The organism is Mycobacterium lacus, from assembly GCF_010731535.1.
GTDB lineage: Bacteria > Actinomycetota > Actinomycetes > Mycobacteriales > Mycobacteriaceae > Mycobacterium > Mycobacterium lacus.
Genome location: NZ_AP022581.1, coordinates 2,923,138 through 2,942,720 on the forward strand (window position 1 = coordinate 2,923,138; position 19,583 = coordinate 2,942,720).

General features: G+C 69.7%; 11 protein-coding genes and 3 pseudogenes. 5 read left to right on the forward strand and 9 right to left on the reverse strand.

All coding sequences use genetic code 11. From position 1 onward, the window contains the following. The first annotated feature begins 189 nt into the window (after positions 1-189). Together G6N24_RS13475 and G6N24_RS13480 are read left to right on the forward strand one after the other, a co-directional pair. Complete coding sequence (locus tag G6N24_RS13475; RefSeq protein ID WP_085158531.1) at positions 190-720, forward strand: hypothetical protein; 531 nt, start codon at positions 190-192, stop codon at positions 718-720. Continuing rightward, on the forward strand, positions 717-1,205 hold the full coding sequence (locus tag G6N24_RS13480) for a ferritin-like domain-containing protein (RefSeq protein WP_085158533.1): 489 nt from the start codon (positions 717-719) through the stop codon (positions 1,203-1,205). The genes G6N24_RS13475 and G6N24_RS13480 overlap by 4 nt, the downstream gene beginning before the upstream one ends. Positions 1,206-1,452: 247 nt before the next feature. Here the strand turns inward: G6N24_RS13480 and G6N24_RS13485 are convergent. Next, positions 1,453-2,766: pseudogene (locus G6N24_RS13485) on the reverse strand (ISL3 family transposase); the annotation flags it as partial. 286 nt (positions 2,767-3,052) lie between these two features. On the opposite strand from G6N24_RS13485, the pseudogene G6N24_RS26100 reads away from it, so the two are divergent. Beyond that, positions 3,053-4,832: pseudogene (locus tag G6N24_RS26100) on the forward strand (IS1634 family transposase). 92 nt (positions 4,833-4,924) lie between these two features. Here G6N24_RS26100 and G6N24_RS13495 read toward each other — a convergent pair. The 8 genes and pseudogenes from G6N24_RS13495 to mqo form a co-directional block, all read right to left on the reverse strand. Next, a complete protein-coding gene (locus tag G6N24_RS13495) occupies positions 4,925-6,673 on the reverse strand; it encodes a proline--tRNA ligase (RefSeq protein WP_085158073.1) in 1,749 nt (582 codons plus the stop codon). An 83-nt stretch (positions 6,674-6,756) separates the two neighbouring features. Continuing rightward, positions 6,757-8,349 carry an MFS transporter gene (locus G6N24_RS13500; RefSeq protein WP_085158071.1) on the reverse strand — a complete coding sequence of 531 codons (1,593 nt, stop codon included), beginning with the start codon at positions 8,347-8,349 and terminating at the stop codon, positions 6,757-6,759. Positions 8,350-8,371: 22 nt separating this feature from the next. After that, a pseudogene (cobA, locus tag G6N24_RS13505) lies at positions 8,372-9,579 on the reverse strand (uroporphyrinogen-III C-methyltransferase). After that, positions 9,576-10,949: a cobyrinate a,c-diamide synthase gene (locus G6N24_RS13510; RefSeq protein WP_085158075.1), complete on the reverse strand. Its 1,374-nt coding sequence runs from the start codon at positions 10,947-10,949 to the stop codon at positions 9,576-9,578. Before G6N24_RS13510 ends, cobA begins: the two are co-directional and overlap by 4 nt. A 91-nt stretch (positions 10,950-11,040) precedes the next feature. After that, the gene (gene cobO, locus G6N24_RS13515; RefSeq protein ID WP_085158067.1) at positions 11,041-11,664 is read right to left on the reverse strand and encodes a cob(I)yrinic acid a,c-diamide adenosyltransferase; all 624 of its coding nucleotides are present in this window, start codon (positions 11,662-11,664) and stop codon (positions 11,041-11,043) included. A 20-nt stretch (positions 11,665-11,684) separates the two neighbouring features. Next, positions 11,685-13,508: a magnesium chelatase subunit D family protein gene (locus G6N24_RS13520; protein WP_085158065.1), complete on the reverse strand. Its 1,824-nt coding sequence runs from the start codon at positions 13,506-13,508 to the stop codon at positions 11,685-11,687. Then, positions 13,505-14,032 carry a GNAT family N-acetyltransferase gene (locus G6N24_RS13525; protein ID WP_085158063.1) on the reverse strand — a complete coding sequence of 176 codons (528 nt, stop codon included), beginning with the start codon at positions 14,030-14,032 and terminating at the stop codon, positions 13,505-13,507. Before G6N24_RS13525 ends, G6N24_RS13520 begins: the two co-directional genes overlap by 4 nt. Further along, on the reverse strand, positions 14,029-15,510 hold the full coding sequence (mqo, locus tag G6N24_RS13530; protein WP_085158061.1) for a malate dehydrogenase (quinone): 1,482 nt from the start codon (positions 15,508-15,510) through the stop codon (positions 14,029-14,031). Before mqo ends, G6N24_RS13525 begins: the two co-directional genes overlap by 4 nt. A gap of 176 nt (positions 15,511-15,686) precedes the next feature. On the opposite strand from mqo, the gene G6N24_RS13535 reads away from it, so the two are divergent. Then, the gene (locus tag G6N24_RS13535) at positions 15,687-17,516 is read left to right on the forward strand and encodes a PE family protein (RefSeq protein ID WP_163745509.1); all 1,830 of its coding nucleotides are present in this window, start codon (positions 15,687-15,689) and stop codon (positions 17,514-17,516) included. A 180-nt stretch (positions 17,517-17,696) separates the two neighbouring features. Further along, positions 17,697-19,562 (forward strand): PE family protein, encoded by a 1,866-nt coding sequence (locus G6N24_RS13540; protein WP_163745510.1) that lies wholly within the window; start codon positions 17,697-17,699, stop codon positions 19,560-19,562. Positions 19,563-19,583: the final 21 nt, after the last annotated feature.

A 19,583-nucleotide genomic window follows, 5' to 3' on the forward strand; every position in this document is an offset into this window, starting at 1 on the left:
TGGCACAAATCGCCGCCAGGCGCGGCTCCCAGGGTCTCACCGCACACCAAGACCGGCGTTCGGAGAAAATCCGGAGAGCCAGTTATCAACGATACGCCAGGAATCGCCAATCCAGCCGTCATCGCCTCGTCAAGGTCACCGCGCCGTGCCCGCCGCCATCGCGGTGGGTTCTAGTGGCAGGATGTTGCTGTGCCCAGAGCAGTACCTGTCGTTGACAGGCGGGGTGTGCTCGCCGGTGGTGCCGCTCTCGCTGCGCTCGGGGTGGTCGTGTCCGCCTGCGGCGGGCCCCCGCCCAAGCCTCCCGCGGTCGACGAGCTGTTGTCGCCGTTGGACCAGGCGCGGCGGGACAGCGCCCTGGCTTCCGCAGCGGCCCAGGCGGTCGGGAACCCGCCGCAGATCGCCGCCGCGTTGACCGTGGTCGCCTCCCAACGTGCCGCGCACGCGCGCGCCCTGGCCACCGAAATCGCCCGGGCCGCGGGCAAACTCGCCTCCGCAACGAACGAAACGAGTAGCTCTAGCCCTGGCCCCAGCCCAACCGAGCCGGCGCCACCGCCGCCACCGGTGTCCGACGTGATCGATTCGCTGCGCTCGTCGGCCGAAAATGCCGGTCGCCTGGTGGCCACCGCGTCGGGCTACCGGGCCGGGCTGCTGGCCTCCATCGCCGCTTCCTGCACCGCGTCCTACACGGTTGCCCTCGTGCCCGGGGGTCCCTCGATATGACCTCATCCGAGCCGACCCCGGGTGCCACTCCGAAGCGGTCCCCCACCGGCAAGAACGGCGACAACACGTCGCTCAGCGACGCACTGGCCATCGAGCACGCGACTATTTACGGCTACGGCATCGTGTCGGCGTTGTCGCCTCCGAGTGTCAACTCGTTGGTGGCGGAGGCGTTGACCCAGCACCGCCAGCGCCGCGACGATGTCATCGCGATGCTGGCCGCCCGCAAGATCACCGCCCCGGTCGCCGCTGCGGGCTACCAGCTGCCCATGCAGGTGGGCAGCGCGGCGGATGCGGCGCGGCTGGCCGTGCGGATGGAGAACGACGGTGCGACCGCGTGGCGCGCGGTCGTCGAGCGCGCCGACACGGCGGGTGACCGCGCGTTCGCGTCGACGGCCCTAACCCAGAGCGCGGTCATGGCCGCCCGCTGGAACCGGGTCCTGGGCGCCTGGCCCATCACCGCGTCCTTCCCGGGCGGGAACGAGTAGTTTTGCCGAGCAGACGCAAAATCCCCCAAAACCAGCCTGTTTTGGGTGCTCCTGACCTATCCGTGGGTTGATGGGTTGGAAGTTTCTTCTTGCTCCCTTCCGCGATAGTTGCTCGTTGGCGCTGCCTGCGTGGGAGGTGTCCATGTGGAGCCCCCCGAGCGCAGCGAGGCGGAACGACATGGACACCGACGCGCGGGTGGCGCAGAATCGGCGACGCTGCGGAAGGGGCCCGCCAGGGGTGCCCTGGTGGGGTGTTAGCCGCGGCCGGGCAGTGTGGGCGGTGGCCGCCGAGGGCGAGCATGGCCAGCGCGATCAGTGCGGCGGGGTTGTGAAACCCGAACGCGACGCGGGTCAGGACCCGGATTTTGGTGTTGGTGGATTCGATCAGTCCCTGGGACAGGCCGTGGTCGAGGGCGGCGTCGATGGCCTGGCGGTGGCGCACGATGCGGCCGGCCAGCTCGACGAATACCGGGATGCGGCAGCGCCGCGCCCAGGAGATCCACCGGTCCAGGGCCTGTTTGCCTTCCTCGCCCTTGACCGAAAACACGTGCCGTAGGCCCTCTTTGAGCAGATAGGCACGGTATAGCCGGGGATCGGTCTTGGCGATCCAGGCCAGTTTGGCGGTTTGACGTTCGCTGAGGTCTTCGGGGTTTTTCCACAGCGCATAGCGGGCACCCTTGAGCCGCCGTGCCCGCTCATGACCCGGCCGCGGCGCGGTGTTCTTGGCGGGCCGGCCACGGCCCCATTTGGCCTCGGTACGCGCCAGCGTCCGCGCGTCATTCCAGGCCCGGCGCCGCTCGGCGTCCAGGGCCTCGGTGGCCCAGGCCACCACGTGAAACGGATCGGCGCAACGGATCGCGGCCGGGCAACGCTCGGCGACGACGTCGGCGATCCAGTCCGCCGCATCGGCGGACACATGGGTGATCTGCGCGGCCCGGTCGGCACCCAGCGCGTCGAAGAAGCGCCGCAGGGTGGCGGTGTCGCGTCCGGCGCGGCCCAGATCAGGTGGCCGCTGTCGTGGTCGACCACCACCGTCAAATACTTGTGGTGGCGTTTGTAGGCAATCTCGTCAATGCCGATACGACGCAGATTGGCGAACCGATCGACGGTCTTTTCGGTGTCGGCCCACACCCGGGCCACGACTGCCCCCACGGTGCGCCAGGCGATTCGCATCAGTTCGCACACCGCGGTTTTCGAGCAGGCCACCGCCAGCCAGGCCACCGTGTCATCAAAGGCAAACGTGTGTCCAGCATGGTGACGCGCCCACGGCACCATCACCACGGTCGGCCCATGGGCGGGCAATTCACCCGCGGCGCCTCGGCCTCCAAAACACCCGGATCGTGCCCAAGTCCAAGCCCCGCCACCGCCGCGGTCCCTCACCCCGGTCATACCAGGGCGCCTTGCGTTGACAGCGGCCACAGCGGCCCGACATACCGCTGCGCGAGCGCACCCGCGCCACCACCAACTCCGCGCCATCGCCGTCTTCAGCGAACTCGATGTCCTCGATTACCGTGCGGCGGTCGACACCAAGCAGCGCACGCCATAGCCTCACATTGCGCACGTCGTTGCTGGCTCCTTTGGTTTCGGACCCTTCACAAGCCAGAAACCTTAAGCCACAACGGCGTGCGCCCCTACTTCGCTGCTATCCACCCACGGAACTGTCAGAAGAGCCCTGTTTTGGGGGATTTTGCGTCTGCTCGGCAAAACTAGCCCGAAGTTGCGACGGGTTCTGACGCGGAAGTGTGATGTGACCTGACGTTTCGGGTGTTGAAGCCCTGGTGTTTGTAGTCAGAATACTGGTGTGTTGTGTTGATGATCGTCGCGGTAGGTCGGTTACGATGCTTGGTATGCCGCGCAACATGGGGAAAGTCCACGTAGTCAGAGTCAAGAAGACTCATGTGGATAAGCAGGGGCGGCGGCGTGACTACGAATCGGTGTATCTGCGCCGCACGTTTCGCGACGGCGCCAAAGTGCGGAACGAGACGGTGGCCAACCTGTCGATGCTGCCGGCGGCCTCGATCACCGCGCTGGAGGCGACGCTGAAGGGGGCAGGCCCTGATCCCGGCGGGCAGCGAGTTCACCAAGACCCGCTCGCTGCCGCACGGGCATGTGGCCGCGGTGTCGGCGATGGCGCATCGGCTCGGGTTTCCCGCGCTGCTGGGCCCGGCCTGCCGGTCACGCGATGTGGTGTTCGCGTTGATCATCTCGCGGGTGATCCGCCCAGCGTCCAAGCTGTCCACCCTGTCACGGTGGCCCGATACCACGTTGGGTGTCGATCTGGACGTGGCGGGGGGCGTCGACCGACGAGATCTACGCGGCGATGGACTGGCTGGCGCACCGCCAAGATGCGATCGAGCGCAAACTGGCCGCCAAACACCTGAGCCCGCAAGCAAACCCGCATCGGATGGCGTTGTTTGACCTGACCAGTTCGTGGGTGACCGGGCGGTGTTGTGAGCTGGCCGCGCACGGGTATTCCCGCGACGGCAAGAAGGGCTGCGCGCAGATCGAGTACGGGTGCTCACCGACCCCGGCGGACGGCCGGTGGCGGTGCGGGTGGTGCGCGGGGATACCGCCGACCCGGTCGCGTTCACCGAGATCGTCGCCGAACTGCCCGCCACCTTCGGCCTCACCGACCTGGTGCTGGTGGGTGATCGCGGCATGATCACCTCCGCGCGCATCGGCATGCTGCGCGAACTCAACGACAACCCCGACGCCCCAACCGATTTCGGGTGGATCACCGCGCTGCGGGCACCGGCGATCGCCAAACTCGCCCGTGACGACGGGCCACTGCAGATGACCCTGTTCGACACCCAGGACCTGGCCGAGATCGTCCACCCCGACTACCCCGACGAACGGCTCATCGCCTGCCGCAACCCGCTCTGGCGGCCGAGCGTGCCCGCAAACGCCGCGATCTACTGGACGCCACCGACAAAGAGCTCGCCCGGATCAAGGACCGGTGGACCGCGGCACCTTGTCCGGCGCCGCCGAGATCGGCAAAGCCCTCGGCAAAGTCAGCGGAAAATACAAGGTGGACAAGCACTTTGTCACCACCATCACCGACACCAGCTTCACCTTCGCACGCAACCAGGCGGCCATCGACGCCGAAGCCGCCCTGGATGGCATCTACGTGCTACGCACCAGCGTTGACCCCGACACCCTCGATGCGGCCGGCGTCGTCGCCGGCTACAAGAACCTGGCCAATATCGAACGCGACTTTCGCATCATCAAAGCCGACGACCTGGATCTGCGACCCATCTATCACCGTCTCGATCAGCGTGCGCGCGCACGTGCTGATCTGCCTGCTGGCCTGCTACCTCGTCTGGCACCTACGCAGGCCTGGGCGCCGCTGACCTTCACCGACGAAACACCACCGGCGCGCGACAACCCGGTCGCGCCGCGCAACGCTCCGCCGCCGCCAACGCGAAAGCCTCGACAAAACACGACGCCGACGGCAACCCGCTACGCAGCTTCCGCGGCCTGCTCGACCATCTCGGCACCCTCACCCGCGACCGCATCCGCTACCACGACACCGACATCGAAATCGACAAACTCACCGAACCCACCCCCGACCAACGCCGCGCCTTCGACCTCATCGACACCACCATTCCCCTCACCATCGCCGCGTAGCCAGAACAAACACCCACCCGAACCGGCAAAACCCCAGGTAAACCCAAGAAATCACCTAACCCAACAGTCGCAACTTCGGACTAGCGCCGTCGCTAGCCGGTGACCGTCGCCACAATATCGGTGGCCAGCGCCGCACCGACGGTCATCGTGCGAATCTCGCCGCTGAAGCGGTTGCGCAGCTCGACCACGCCGTCCGCCCAGCCTCGCCCCACGACAACGATCCAAGGCATACCCAGCAGTTCAGCGTCTTTGAACTTCACGCCGGGCGAGGCCTGGCGGTCATCGAGGAGCACCTCAACGCCCAACCGATCCAGGTCGGCTGCCAACGCGGCGGCTCCCGCGCGCGCCTGCGCGTCCTTGTTGGCGATCACGAGGTGAACGTCGAACGGTGCCACCGCTGACGGCCAGCGCAGTCCCAACTCGTCGTGATGCTGCTCGGCGATAACGGCCACCAACCGCGAAATCCCGAGGCCGTAGGAGCCCATGGTCAGCCGCACCGGCTTGCCGTCCTCACCGAGCACGTCGGCGGTGAACGCGTCGGTGTATTTGCGGCCAAGCTGGAAGATGTGCGCGATCTCGATACCGCGCGCCGATACCAGCGGACCGCCACCATCGGGAGATGGATCACCGTCGCGCACCTCGGCGGCCTCGATGGTGCCGTCGGCGGTGAAGTCGCGGCCGGCCACCAGCCCGACCACGTGGCGGCCGGGCTCGTCGGCCCCGGTGATCCAGCTGGTGCCGTCGACCACCCGCGGATCGACGAGGTAGCGAACATTGTTGTCCCGCAACGCCTTCGGTCCGATATAACCCTTCACCAGGAACGGATACTTGGCGAAGTCGTCGTCGTCGAGCAATGCGTAGTCGGCCGGTTCCAGCGCCGCGGCCAGCCTCTTGTCGTCGACCTCGCGGTCGCCCGGCACGCCGATGGCCAGCAGCTCCCAATCCCCGCCCGGCGGGTGAACCTTGACCATGACGTTCTTCAAGGTGTCCGCGGCGGTGACCGCGCGGCCCAGGTCGGCCTCGTTCGCCCAAGCCACCAAGCTGGCGATGGTCGGGGTGTCACCGGTGTCGTAGACCACCGCCTCGGGCTGCCCGTCGATGGGCAGCGTCTCCGGGCGCGAGGTCACGACCGCCTCGACGTTGGCCGCGTAACCCGACTGAAGGCACCGCACGAAGGTGTCCTCACCGATCGGGCTCTCGGCCAAGAACTCTTCCGACGCGCTGCCGCCCATCGCCCCGGACACCGCGGACACGATGACATAGCGCACCTGCAGTCGGTCGAAGATGCGCTGATAGGCCTCGCGGTGCGCGTGGTAGGCGGCCTTGAGGCCCGCGTCGTCGATGTCGAAGGAGTAGGAGTCCTTCATGAGGAACTCCCGGACGCGCAGGATGCCGGCGCGCGGCCGCGTCTCGTCGCGGTATTTGTTCTGGATTTGGTACAGCAGCAGCGGAAAGTCTTTGTAGGAGCTGTATTCGCCCTTCACCGTCAGGGTGAAGAACTCTTCGTGCGTCGGGCCCAGCATGTAGTCGTTGCCGCGACGGTCCTTGACGCGAAATACCCCGTCGCCGTAGTCGGTCCACCGGTTGGTCGTCTCGTACGGCGCCCGCGGCAGTAGCGCCGGGAACAGAATCTCCTGCCCGCCGATCGCGTTCATCTCGTCGCGGACGACGCGTTCGATCTTGCGCAGCACCCGCAGGCCGAGTGGTAGCCAGCTGTAGAGCCCGGGCGCGACGGGCCGTACGTATCCCGCCCGGATCAGCAGTTTGTGGCTGGCGACTTCGGCGTCGGCGGGATCGTCGCGCAGCGTGCGCAGGAACAACTCGGACATCCGGGTGATCACAGCGCGCAAGCCTAGTTAGCCGAGCAGACGCGAAAGCTCCCAGGTCTGCCCGAAATAAGGCACCTTTGTGTCTGCTCGGCCGGCTATAGCTCGCCGGCGTCGATCGCTTCCTTGACCTCTTGCGCGTGGGCAACTTGCGCGGGGGTGTAGCCGATGAGCAGCGCCGCGCCGCCGACGATGACGGCCGCCCCGGCCACCCATAGCAGGCCGTAGGTGTAGCCGTGGTCAAGGGCTTGCAGCTGAACGTCGTTCATGAACTTCACCGGGCCGGTGGTACCGCCCAGGTACAGCGTGCGCGAGGTGATCACGGCCTGGATGACGGCCAACACCAGCGGCCCACCCAGGCTCTGCAGCATCAGTGTCATCGCCGACACCGGGCCGATCTGGTCGAAGCCGACGCCGGCGATCGCCGACAGCGTCAGCGGGACGACGGCCATGCCGATGCCGATCCCGCCCACGACGACGGGCGCCACCAAGTTCGGGAAGTACGGCACGCCGCGGTGCATGAACCACCAGCCGTACAGCATGGCGAGAAATAGCAGGTACCCACCGGCGATCGTGAGCACGCGTGGTGAGAACCGCGACACCAGCTGCGACGAGATACCCAGACCGATGCCCATCGCGAGCACGAACGGGATGAAGCCGACGCCCGCGCGCAGCGCGCTGTACCCCAGGATGTCCTGCACGTACAGGCCGATGCACACCGTCAGGCTGAACATGACACCCCCGGCCAGGAAGATCGCGGTGAACGTCACCAGCCGGTTGCGGTCGCGGAACAGGCGGAACGGCACGACGGGGTTGTCGGCGGTGCGCTCCACTACGACGAACGCGATGGCGGCCGCCAAGGCCACCATGCCCGAGCCGATCGTGGTGATGGAGATCCAGCCCTTCTCCGGCCCCATCGAGAAGGCGAAGACGGCGGCCGTGCAGGCCAGCGTGGCCAGCACGGCCCCGGTCGCGTCGAGCTTCATCCGCTCTCTGCTGGTCTCCCGCAGCGCCGTGCGGGCCAGGTAGATCATCACCAGCCCGATCGGCACGTTCACCATGAAGGCCAGCCGCCAGGAAACCTCGGTCAGCGCCCCGCCGACCACCAGGCCCATCACCGAGCCGATCGCCGTCATCGCGGCGAACACGGCCGTCGCGGCATTACGGGCCGGCCCCTTCGGGAAGGTGGTCGCGACTAGCGCCAGACCGGTCGGCGAAGCGATCGCAGACCCGATGCCCTGGGAGAGCCGCGCGATGACCATCGTCGCCTCGTCCCAGGCGACCGCGCACAGCACCGACGAGATGGTGAACAGCGCGACGCCGACGATGAAGGTGCGCTTGCGTCCGATGGTGTCGCCGAGGCGACCCCCGAGCAGCATCAGCCCACCGAACGTCAGCACGTAGGCGGTGATCACCCAGCTGCGGCCGGCGTCGGACAGGCTCAGCTCGTTCTGAATCTTAGGAAGCGCCACGATGGCGACGGTGCTGTCCATGGTCGCCAGCAGCTGCATACCACCGATGGCGATGACGGCGGCGACAAAGCTACGCGAGGGCAGCCAGGTCGGGTAATACCTGCTAAGACGCTCTGAGACGGTTACGGTCGGGCGCGGCGGACGCTCCGGGGCCGGACGTTCCTGGCGGCCGGACGTCCAGTCGTGGACTGCCCGCTCTGTGTCATTGAGAGCCGTCATAGCGGGTTACCTTACAGTAATCTTAAGAATTGTTTAAACCCCGAACGCCGCTACGGCCCCGATCACGATGATCGCGGGAGGTCGAACCCCCTGCGCGCGGACCTTCTCCGGCGTGTCAGCGAGGGTCGTCCGCAACGTCTGCTGAGCGGCCGTCGTTCCTTGTTGAACCACCAGCACTGGCGTATCCGCAGGTCGTCCGCCTCTAATCAAGGCTTCCACGAAAAGCTCGATGCGTTCGACCGCCATCAGCAAAACGATGGTGCCCGTCATTGCGGCCAGTGCATTCCAATTTACTAACGATTCGGGGTGGTCCGGCGCGAGATGGCCGCTGACCACCACAAACTCGTGATTTGTGGCCCGGTGGGTGACGGGAACGCCCGCCAGCGCGGGCACCGCTATGGCACTCGTCACACCCGGCACCACGGTCACCGGAACTCCGGCGTCGGCGCAGGCCAGCACTTCCTCATAACCCCGGGCGAACACGAAGGGGTCCCCCCCTTTGAGGCGCACCACAAACTTCCCCGATCTGGCCCGTTCGATCATGACGTCGTTGATCGCGTCCTGAGCCATGGCCCGGCCATACGGGATCTTGGCCGCGTCGATGACCTCCACGTGAGGCGGCAGCTCGGCCAGCAGTTCGGGCGGCGCGAGCCGATCGGCGACCACCACATCGGCCTGGGCGAGCAGACGGCGGCCACGCACCGTGATCAGTTCGGGATCGCCAGGGCCGCCGCCGACCAGCGCGACCCCACCGCGGACGACATCGGAACTCTCGGCGGCGATAAGGCCCTGTTGCAACGCCTCACGAATGGCCGATCGGATCGCCGCCGAACGGCGGTGCTCGCCACCGGCCAGCACACCCACCGATAGTCCCGCGTAGCTGAACGAGGCCGGGGTGACCGCCGTCCCCTCAACGGCAATGTCGGCACGGACACAAAAGATGCGGCGGCGATCGGCCTCGGCGACGACGGCCGCGTTGACGTGCGCGTCGTCGGTGGCCGCGATCGCATACCATGCCCCCTCGAGGTCGCCGTCGCGGTATTCACGGGTCACCAGGGTGATCCCGTCCATGGCCTCGACGGCCCGGGTGGCGCTCCGGGAGATGACATGCACGTCTGCGCCGCTGGCAATGAGCAGGGGCAGCCGACGCTGGGCCACCGTGCCCCCGCCGACGACGACGACCCTCTTGCCGGCCAGTCGCAGTCCGACGAGGTAGGGACTCTCAGTCACCCGCCAAGCTTAGTGGCGGCGGCGTGTGCGACGAAGCGGGCGAGCGCATCGGGCTTGGCAGCCGGATGGGTATGCAGGTATGACGCGTGCACCCCGGTATGCACCACGCCGTCATGTGCGGCTTCGTCCTGGCCGCGATATATCCACGCCGGCTGATAGTTATCGGTGAAAGTGATTGCGGTGCGGTGGAATTCATGCCCAACCACCCGCTGGCCGGCCGAATACAGCGCCGAATCGGCGACCGCGACGGCGTCGCGATATCCCAACGTGAGGTGTTGGGTGAACCGCGCCGATCCGGCCAGCACGCCGCACATCGGGTATCCGTCGAGTTCGGACACCAGATAGGTGAGCCCCCCGCATTCGGCATGTACCGGCGCGCCGGCGGCGGCCAACTCGGCGATCTGTCGACGAACGACATCGTTGCCCGACAGCTCCGCGGCGAACTGCTCGGGGAAACCCCCGGGCAGCAGCACCGCGCCGGTCCCGTCGGGCAGCGGGTCGACGAGCGGGTCGAACTCGACCACTTCGGCCCCGGCGGCCCGCAAGAGCTCGGCGTGTTCGGCATAGCCGAAACTGAATGCCTTGCCAGCCGCCATCGCGACCGTGGGTCGCGGGCCCGCTGCCTCGCCCACCGCCGTTTCGGGGTCCCACGGCGGAGCGGCGGCCGTGCTTCCCGCGGCGCCGATCACCGCGGCGAGGTCGACGTGGCGAGCGACCAGGGCGGTCATCGCGTTCACCGCCGACAGTGCACGACCGCCGTACTCCACGGCGGTGACAAGTCCCAGATACCTGGTCGGCAGCTCCAATTCAGCGGTGCGCGGGATGGCGCCCAGCACCGCGACACCGACCCGCTCGCACGCCTGCCGCAGCACCTGCTCATGTCTGGCCGTTCCGACCCGGTTGAGGATCGCGCCCGCAATCCGGGTCGTCGTGTCGAACGTGGAAAACCCGTGCAGCAGCGCCGCAATGCTATGGCTCTGGCCACGCGCGTCGACCACCAGGACCACCGGGGCGCCGAGCAGACCGGCCACGTGCGCGGTGGAGCCTGCCGCCGCAGCGGTCGCGGCTTCGCTGATTCGACCGTCGAATAGGCCCATCACGCCCTCGATGACGGCGATGTCGGCGCCGGCAGCACCGTGGGCGTACAGCGGGCCAATAAGCGTTTCCCCCACCAAAACCGGATCCAGGTTGCGGCCGGGCCGTCCCGCGGCCAGCGTGTGGTAGCCGGGGTCGATGAAGTCCGGGCCCACCTTGAAAGGTGCCACAGTGTGGCCCACCTGCCGCAGGGCTCCGATCAAACCGGTTGCGACGGTGGTCTTTCCGCTACCGGACGCGGGAGCCGATACGACCACCGCGGGTACGCGGGTCACGTCGTGACCCGGCGCCGCGAGCGTGCGCAATATGCCGCCCGATACGGCGTGTCGTGGCGCAGACACGCGCGCTCGCCGCGCACATCAACGCTCACCACTCGATGCCCTTCTGCCCCTTGCGCCCCGCATCCATCGGGTGCTTGACCTTGGTCATCTCGGTGACCAGGTCGGCGGCCTCGACCAACCGCGCCGGGGCGTCGCGCCCGGTGATCACGACGTGCTGAAAGCCGGGCCGGGCCAGCAAGGCGTCCACCACCTCGTCGACGTCGAGCCAGCCCCACTGCAGCGGGTAGGTGAATTCGTCCAGCACATAGAAGTCGTGGCGTTGCGCGGCCAGCCGGCGCGCGATCTCGGCCCAGCCGTCCGCAGCTGCCGCCGCGTGCTCGGCGTCGCTGCCGGCCTTGCGCGACGTACGCGTCCAGGACCAGCCGCTGCCCATCTTGTGCCACTCCACCGATCCGCCCACTCCGTGCTGGTCGTGCAACCGGCCGAGTTGACGAAACGCCGCCTCCTCGCCCACCTTCCACTTGGCACTCTTGACGAACTGGAAGACGGCAACGTCCAGCCCGGCATCCCAAGCCCGCAACGCCATCCCGAACGCCGCCGTCGACTTCCCCTTGCCGGCACCGGTATGCACGGCCAGCACTGGTGTGTGGCGCCGGGCCCGGGTGGTCAGGCCATCATCGGGCACCTGGAGCGGATTACCTTGTGGCATAAACGGTTACCTGTACCCACTCATGCCACGCAACGCACGGCCCGCGTCAGGTGATCGGCGTGCAACTGCTCCAGCCGCACCGCTTGCGCCCCCAGCTGGCGGGCCAATTGCCCGGCCAACCCCAGCCTCACATACGAAGTTTCGCAATCCACGACCACGGCGGCCGCGCCCTCGGCGACCAGCCGGGCCGCCGCGGTTCGACTGCGGCCCAACGGGTCCGGCCCGGCGGTGGCCCGGCCATCGGTGAGCACCACCACCAACGGCCGTCGAGCCTTGTCGCGCACCCTCTCCCGGAGGATCAGCTCACGCGCGGCCAGCAGGCCCTCGGCGAGCGGCGTCTTGCCCCCGGTGTCGAACCGGGCCAGTCGGCGGCCGGCGATGTGCGCCGACGAGGTCGGCGGGAGCAACAACCGCGCCTCGTGCTGGCGGAAGGTGATCACCGCGACCTTGTCCCGCCGTTGGTAGGCGTCGCGCAGCAGCGACAGGGTGGCGCCGCTGACCGCGGCCATGCGATCCCGGGCGGCCATCGAGCCGGAGGCGTCGACGACAAAGATCACCAAATTGCCTTCTCGTCCCTCGCGGACGGCCCGGCGGACATCATCGGGCCGCGGGCGCAACGGCCCGGCGCCCGTGGTGCGCTCGGCGGCGGACAGCAGGGTGGCGAACAGGTGCAGTCCGTGGGCGTCGTTGCCGTCGGCGGCGGCCACGACCCTGCCGGAGGCGTTGCGGGCCCGTGATCGTCGTCCCGGCGCCCCTTGACCGACCCCGGGCACGGTGAGCGCGCGGGTACGGAAGGTCTGCGAAGGCGGCGCACTGGGCCGCGGCGGTTGCGGCTTCGAACCAGATTGCGAGTTCGGTTGCGGCGCAAACTTATCGGTGAACCCGCCGCCGCCGGGCGGGTCGGGATCAGGCTCCGGGTCAGCACCGGCCCGCGCCAGCGCATCGTCCAGCTGGTCGCGGTCGATGCCGTGATCGTCGAACGGGTCCCGACGGCGCCGATGCGGCAGCGCCAATTCGGCCGCCACCCGGATGTCCTGCTCCTCGACGGCCTTGACGCCGCGCCAGGCGGCGTGGGCGACGGCGGTTCGGGCGACCACCAGATCGGCCCGCATGCCGTCGACGTCAAACGCGGCGCACAGCTTCGCAATGCGTCGTAACTCGTTGTCCGGCAACACCACATCGTCGACGATCGCGCGCGCGGCGGCGATCCGGCGCGCGAGTTCGGCGTCGGCGTCGGCGTGGCGCTCGGCGAACGCATCGGGATCGGCCTCGTAGGCCATCCGCTGGCGGATGACCTGCACCCGCACGTCAACATCACGTGACGCGTGCACGTCGACGGTGAGACCGAACCTGTCCAGCAGTTGGGGACGCAGCTCGCCCTCTTCCGGGTTCATCGTGCCGATCAGCACGAACCGGGCCTCGTGTGAATGGGAGATGCCGTCGCGTTCGACGTGTACCCGTCCCATCGCGGCGGCGTCGAGCAGCACGTCGACCAGGTGATCGTGCAGCAGGTTGACCTCGTCGACGTAGAGCACGCCGCCGTGCGCACGCGCCAGCAACCCGGGTGAGAACGCGTGCTCGCCGTCGCGCAGCACCCGCTGCAGATCCAGTGAGCCGACCACCCGGTCTTCGGTTGCGCCCAGCGGCATCTCGACCAGGCCGGCCCCGCTACTCCCGGTGGCCGCGGACAGCAGCGCGGCCAGCCCGCGCACGGCCGTCGACTTGGCGGTGCCCTTCTCGCCGCGGATGAGCGCGCCGCCGATCTCCGGGCGGACCGCACACAGCAGCAGCGCGAGGCGCAGCTGGTCGTGCCCGACGATCGCGCTGAATGGGTACGGCTTCACGGCTGCGCCGCCAGACCGGAGCCGGGCCCGCCCGCCGACGATGCAGGCGGGGTATCGGCCTGCGCAGGAGGCGGGCGTGAGGGCTTGAGCATGGGCACATGCGGTATGCCGTCGTCGATGAAATCGTCGCCGTCGCGGACGAATCCGTGCTGGGCGTACATGTCCGCCAGATAGGTCTGCGCGTCGATCCGGCACGGATAGTTCCCCACTTCGGCCAGCGCGGCGCGCAGCAGCCGGGTGGTGTGGCCCTGTCCACGCGCATCGCGTTTGGTGCACAGCCGGCCGATCCGGAACGCCTTCTCGCCTCCGGCGTGCTCTTCCATCAGCCGCAGCGTGCAGATCACCTCGCCCTCCGGCGTTTGGAGCCAGAAGTGCCGGGTCTCGGCGAGCAGGTCACGTCCGTCCAGCTCCGGATACGGGCACGCCTGTTCGACGACGAAAACCTCCACCCTTAGCTTGAGCAATTCGTAAAGGGTCGGGGCGTCAAGGTCTTTGGCCCACATGCGGCGCAGCGTTTCGGTCATGCGACGTCCAGCTGCAGTGCCTTGGTGCCCCATGACCACACCTCGTCGTACAGCGCGGGTTCGCGGGACAGCTCGGCCCCCAGCGACGGCACCATCTCCTTGAGCGCGGGCAGCCAGGACTGATACCGGTTGGCGAAACAGCGCTCCAACACCTCCAGCATGATCGGCACGGCGGTCGACGCCCCCGGGGAACCGCCGAGCACCCCGGCGATGCTGCCGTCCGCTGAACACAGCACGGTGGTGCCGAACTCGAGCACCCCGCCCTTGCGCTTGTCTCGCCGGATCACCTGCACTCGTTGACCGGCTATCGTCGGCTCCCAATCGGAATCGGATGCGCTGGGTGCAAATTCGCGCAACGCACGGACACGGTCGGGCTCGGAGAGCCGCAGCTGGCCGACCAGATAGTTGAGCAGCTTGACCTGGGTGACGCCCACACCAAGCATGGACAGCAGGTTATCCGACTTGACCGACCGGGGCAGATCGCTGAAGCGGCCGTATTTCAAGAACTTTGGCGACCACCCGGCATACGGCCCAAATACCAGCCAGGACTTGCCGTTGACAAACCGCAAGTCCAAGTGCAGCGCGCCGAGCGGTGGCGCGCCCGGCGACGGAGAGCCGTACACCTTGGCCCGGTGCGCCGCGGTGAGCGCCGGGTTGTCGGTGCGCAGGAACCGGCCGCCAATCGGAAAGCCGGCGAAGCCCTTCACCTCGGCGATGCCGGACCTTTGCAACAACCGCAACGCGCCACCTCCAGCGCCGACAAAAACGAATTTGGCGGTCAGCTTGCGCTTTTCGCCGCTACGGCGGTTCCTGACGCTCAGCGTCCAGCCGCCGTCGGACCGTCGCGACAGGTTGCCGACCTCGTGACCGAACAGCGCGGTTGTGCCGTTGCGCACGCAAAAGCCGATGAGCTGTCGGGACAGCGCTCCGAAGTCGACGTCGGTGCCGTCTTGGGCCCAGTTGAGCGCAAACGGCTCGGAGAAACCACGTTTGGCGGCCATGAACGGCAGCCGGCGGGCGAATTCGTCCGGGTCGTCGATCAATTCGGTGCGGCCGAACAACGGGTTGGCGGCCAGCGCCAGCCATCGCCGCCGTAGGTAGTCGACGCGCTGCGCCCCGTGCACGAAACTCACGTGCGGGACGGGGTTAAGGAAGCCGCGCACGTCGGTCAGGATCCCATTCTGGGCGGCATACGCCCAGAACTGGCGGGTGACCTGGAATTGCTCGTTGACGAGTACGGCCTTGGCGATATCGATCGAACCGTCGGGTCGCTGGGGGGTGTAGTTCATCTCGCACAGCGCGGAGTGCCCGGTGCCGGCATTGTTCCAGGGACCGCTGCTTTCGGCGGCGACGGCGTCCAGCCGCTCGATCAGGGTGATCGACCAGTCCGGCTCCAGCCGTCGCAGCAACGCACCCAGGGTGGCGCTCATGATGCCCGCGCCCACCAGCACGACGTCGGTTCTGGCCAGTTCTGACACCGGGTTCCTTTCCTGGGCTGTGCCGGTCCCAGGTTATCCCGACGCGCATAGCTACCCGGACCGATGCCTCCCGGGCGCAGCCAGCCCAAGACGTTTGCCCCGAAGCGCACACTGCGCGGCCCCGGCCGCCATACAATCCGCACAATCCGAGTCCGGTTCTCCCTGGGAGGTAACCGATGTCGTACGTGGTCGCTTCACCGGAATTGGTTGCGGCGGCGGCCACGGATTTGGCGGAGATTGGTTCGGCGATCGAGGCGGCAAACGGCGCGGCGGCACTGACGACGGTCGGGGTTGTGGCCGCGGCCGCCGACGAGGTGTCGACGCAGATCGCGGCGCTGTTTGGGGCGCATGCCCGCAGCTATCAGACCCTCAGCGCCCAAGCGGCGGCGTTCCATACCCAGTTCGTGCAGGCCTTGACCACGTCCGGGGGCGCCTATGCCAGCGTCGAGGCCGCCAACGCGTCACCTTTGGACGCGCTGCTGGACCTGGTCAACGCGCCCACCCAGGCCCTGCTGGGACGCCCGCTGATCGGCAACGGCGCCGACGGGTCGGCACCGGGTCAGGCCGGCGGGCCGGGCGGGTTGCTGTACGGCAACGGCGGTAACGGCGCCGCCGGTGGACCCACCCAAGCTGGCGGTGCCGGCGGGGACGCGGGGTTGATCGGCAACGGCGGGGCCGGCGGCGCCGGGGGGACGAGCGCGGCGGGTGGCAACGGCGGAATGGGGGGCCTGCTGTTCGGCAATGGTGGGGCCGGCGGCCAAGGCGGGCTCGGCGTCGCGGGTGTCAACGGCGGCGTTGGCGGGCACGGCGGTCACGGTGGCAGCGCCGTCCTGCTCGGAAACGGCGGAATCGGCGGGCGGGGCGGCACCGGGGCCACGGGCGTCGCCGGCAGCAACCCCATCCCCGTTGGCACGGCCGCGCCCGGCAGCGACGGCGCAAATTCAACCGCGGCCAATGGGGTCGGCGGCCCCGGCGGGGCCGGAGCTGACGGCGGGGTGGCCATGACCGGCGGGACCGGCGGGGCAGGCGGCAGCGTGAGCACCTCAGTTGGCACCGCCACCGGCGGCCACGGCGGCGACGGCGGGAACGGCGGCAACGGCGGCAATGGCGGTGCCGGCGGGACCGCCACCACGTCCGGGGGCGCGACCGCCGTCGGCGGTGCCGGCGGTGACGGAGGCAACGGGCAGGCTCTCGGCGGTGCCGGCGGAAACGGTGGCAAAGGCGGGAACGCCAGTGCGGTCAGCAACTCCACCGGGGGTAATGGCGGCAGCGGCGGTAACGGCCACGACACCGACGTGTCCGGCGGCGCGGGCGGTGCCGGCGGCACCGGTGGCAACGGCGGTCGCGGCGGTCTGCTGGCGGGCAGCGGCGGCATCGGAGGCAGCGGCGGCACCGGCGGCGACGGTGGTGCCGGCGCCCCCGGCGGTGCCGGCGGCAGCGGTAGCGGCGGCGGCGATGCCGGCAACATCGCCGGCGCAGGCAACTCGGCCATCGGCGGCGACGGCGGTACGGGAGGTAACGGCGGCAGCGCCCTCGGCACGGGCGGCACGGGTGGCGCCGGGGGTCTGGGCGGTCACGGGGGCGCGGGCGGGCTGCTGATTGGGGACGGCGGCGCCGGCGGCGCCGGCGGCAACGCCGGTGCCGGTGGCGCGGGCGGCGACGGCGGCGCCGGCGGGGCTGGTGGCGCCGGCGGAGCCGGTACAGGTGGCGGCGCGTCTCTCCAGTTCATAGGCGGCGACGGTGGCGACGGCGGTTACGGCGGCAACGGCGGCAACGGCGGTGCCGGCGGTGCCCCGGGCTTCGGTGGCACGGGTGGGTCTGGGGGGTGGCTGATCGGACGCACCGGCGGCACCGGTGCCGGCGGCGCGGGTGGTGCGGGCGGTGCCGGCGGCGCGGGCGGCGCTGCCGGCGGCGGCGGCGCGGGGGGCTTCGGGTCAATCACGTCCGGCAGCGACGGCGTCGGCGGTGTTGCGGGCGCGAATGGCGCGACTGGCGCACACGGTTGATCGAGCCGACCGGACAGGGGGCAATGGCCCGACCGCGCTCTCAGCCGACCGCACGACGCGCCCGCGCCTCTTACTCCAATCCGCGAGACGCCACCTGCGTGTTAGCTATACGATCTGATTTGCCGATCGTGCTCTGACGGAGGGCCGGATGGCCGGCCTCTTGAGTGGAAGGTCGCCCCCATGTCGTTCGTCATCGCAACACCGGACATGCTCGCGGCCGCCTCGTCAGATCTGGCGGCCATTGGGTCGGCGATCGGTGCGGCTAATACGGCCGCGGCGGTTCCGACGACACGGTTGCTGGCCGCGGCCGCCGACGAGGTGTCGGCGGCCGTGGCGGCGCTGTTCGGCACGCACGCCCAGGAATACCAGGCCGTTAGCGCCCAAGCGGCGGCGTTCCATGACCAGTTCGCCCGGGGGGTGACCACGGCCGGGGTCTGGTATGCCAGCGCCGAGGCCGCCAACGCGTCGCCGCTGCAGACCGTGCTGGACGCGGTCAATGCGCCCACCCAGACACTGCTGGGACGCCCGCTGATCGGTAACGGCGCCGACGGGTCGGCCCCGGGCCAGGCCGGCGGGGCCGGCGGGTTGTTGTACGGCAACGGCGGCAACGGCGCCGCGGGCGGACCCAACCAGGCGGGCGGCCCCGGCGGCAACGCCGGGCTGATCGGCCACGGCGGGGCCGGCGGCGCCGGGGGGACGAGCGCGGCCGGCGGTAACGGCGGCACCGGGGGGCTGCTGTTCGGGAACGGCGGGGCGGGCGGCCACGGCGGGATCGGCGTAGCCGGTGTCAACGGCGGCGTCGGCGGGCTGGGAGGCCACGGCGGCAACGCCGTCCTGTTCGGCGACGGTGGCGCCGGCGGGCAGGGCGGCACCGGCGCCACCGGCATCGCGGGCAGCAATCCCACCCCCCTCGGCACCGCCGCTGCCGGCGGCGACGGAGCGAGTCACGACGTGAATGGTAGTAATACCGACCTCACCGGCGGCCCCGGGGATCCCGGCGATGCTGGCGGCGTCACCGTGAACGGCGGCAACGGGGGCCACGGCGGCGAAGTAAGGAACCTATTTGGTGGTACCGGTAACGCCTTTGGAGGCGCGGGCGGCCACGGCGGAGACGGCGCCAACGGCGGCAGCGGTGGCGCCGGTGGGGAAGCCGTCACTGACGGCGGTGCTACTGCGATCAGTGGTGCCGGGGGCAACGGGGGCAACGCCCTGGCTTCCGGCGGGAACGGTGGAAACGGCGGCAACGGCGGGTTTGCTCAGGCCAACACCAGCGTGACCGGGGGTAACGGCGGTAACGGCGGCAACGGCCACGACAGCGACGTGTCGGGCGGCGCCGGCGGCAGGGGCGGCGCCGGCGGTGACGGCGGCCGCGGCGGTCTGCTGGCCGGCAACGGCGGCATCGGAGGCAGCGGTGGTGCCGGCGGCATGGGCGGCGCCGGTGCCGCCGGTGGTGCCGGTGGCAGCGGCGGCAAGGCCGACGTTGCTAACAGCCTCAGCAGCGGTGCCACCATCACCGGTGGCGACGGCGGAGACGGCGGTGACGGCGGCAGCGCCCTCGGCACCGGGGGCGCCGGGGGCGCCGGGGGTCTGGGCGGTCACGGGGGTGCGGGCGGGCTGCTGATCGGTAACGGCGGCGACGGCGGCGACGGCGGCAGCGGCGGTGCGGGCGGTGTGGGCGGCACCGGCGGCGGCGGCGGCACCGGTGGTGCCGGGGGCGAAGCCCTTGCCGGCGCCGGTTCTACCACCTCCAATGGCGGTGACGGCGGCGCGGGCGGTGACGGCGGCGCGGGCGGCGACGGCGGTAACGGCGGCGACGGCGGGCCCGGCGGGGCCGCCGGCCTCGGTGGTGACGGCGGGGCCGGGGGCTGGCTGATCGGACAGGCGGGCAGCACCGGCGCCGGTGGCGCCGGCGGCTTGGGTGGTGCCGGGGGTGCCGGCGGCGCGGCCGGCGGCGGCGGCGCGGGCGGCCATGGGGACACCACCTCCGGTGCCACCGGCGTGTCCGGCAAAGCGGGCTTCCACGGCAACCCCGGCCAGGACGGCTGACCGCACGAGCGCTGACCACGC

Bases quoted from the DNA above. Each gene is read 5' to 3' on its own strand.
- G6N24_RS13480 (WP_085158533.1), top strand. From the start codon at position 717: ATGACCTCATCCGAGCCGACCCCGGGTGCCACTCCGAAGCGGTCCCCC.
- G6N24_RS13500 (WP_085158071.1), bottom strand. From the start codon at position 8,349: ATGACGGCTCTCAATGACACAGAGCGGGCAGTCCACGACTGGACGTCC.
- cobO (WP_085158067.1), bottom strand. From the start codon at position 11,664: ATGCCACAAGGTAATCCGCTCCAGGTGCCCGATGATGGCCTGACCACC.
- G6N24_RS13525 (WP_085158063.1), bottom strand. From the start codon at position 14,032: ATGACCGAAACGCTGCGCCGCATGTGGGCCAAAGACCTTGACGCCCCG.
- G6N24_RS13535 (WP_163745509.1), top strand. From the start codon at position 15,687: ATGTCGTACGTGGTCGCTTCACCGGAATTGGTTGCGGCGGCGGCCACG.
- G6N24_RS13540 (WP_163745510.1), top strand. From the start codon at position 17,697: ATGTCGTTCGTCATCGCAACACCGGACATGCTCGCGGCCGCCTCGTCA.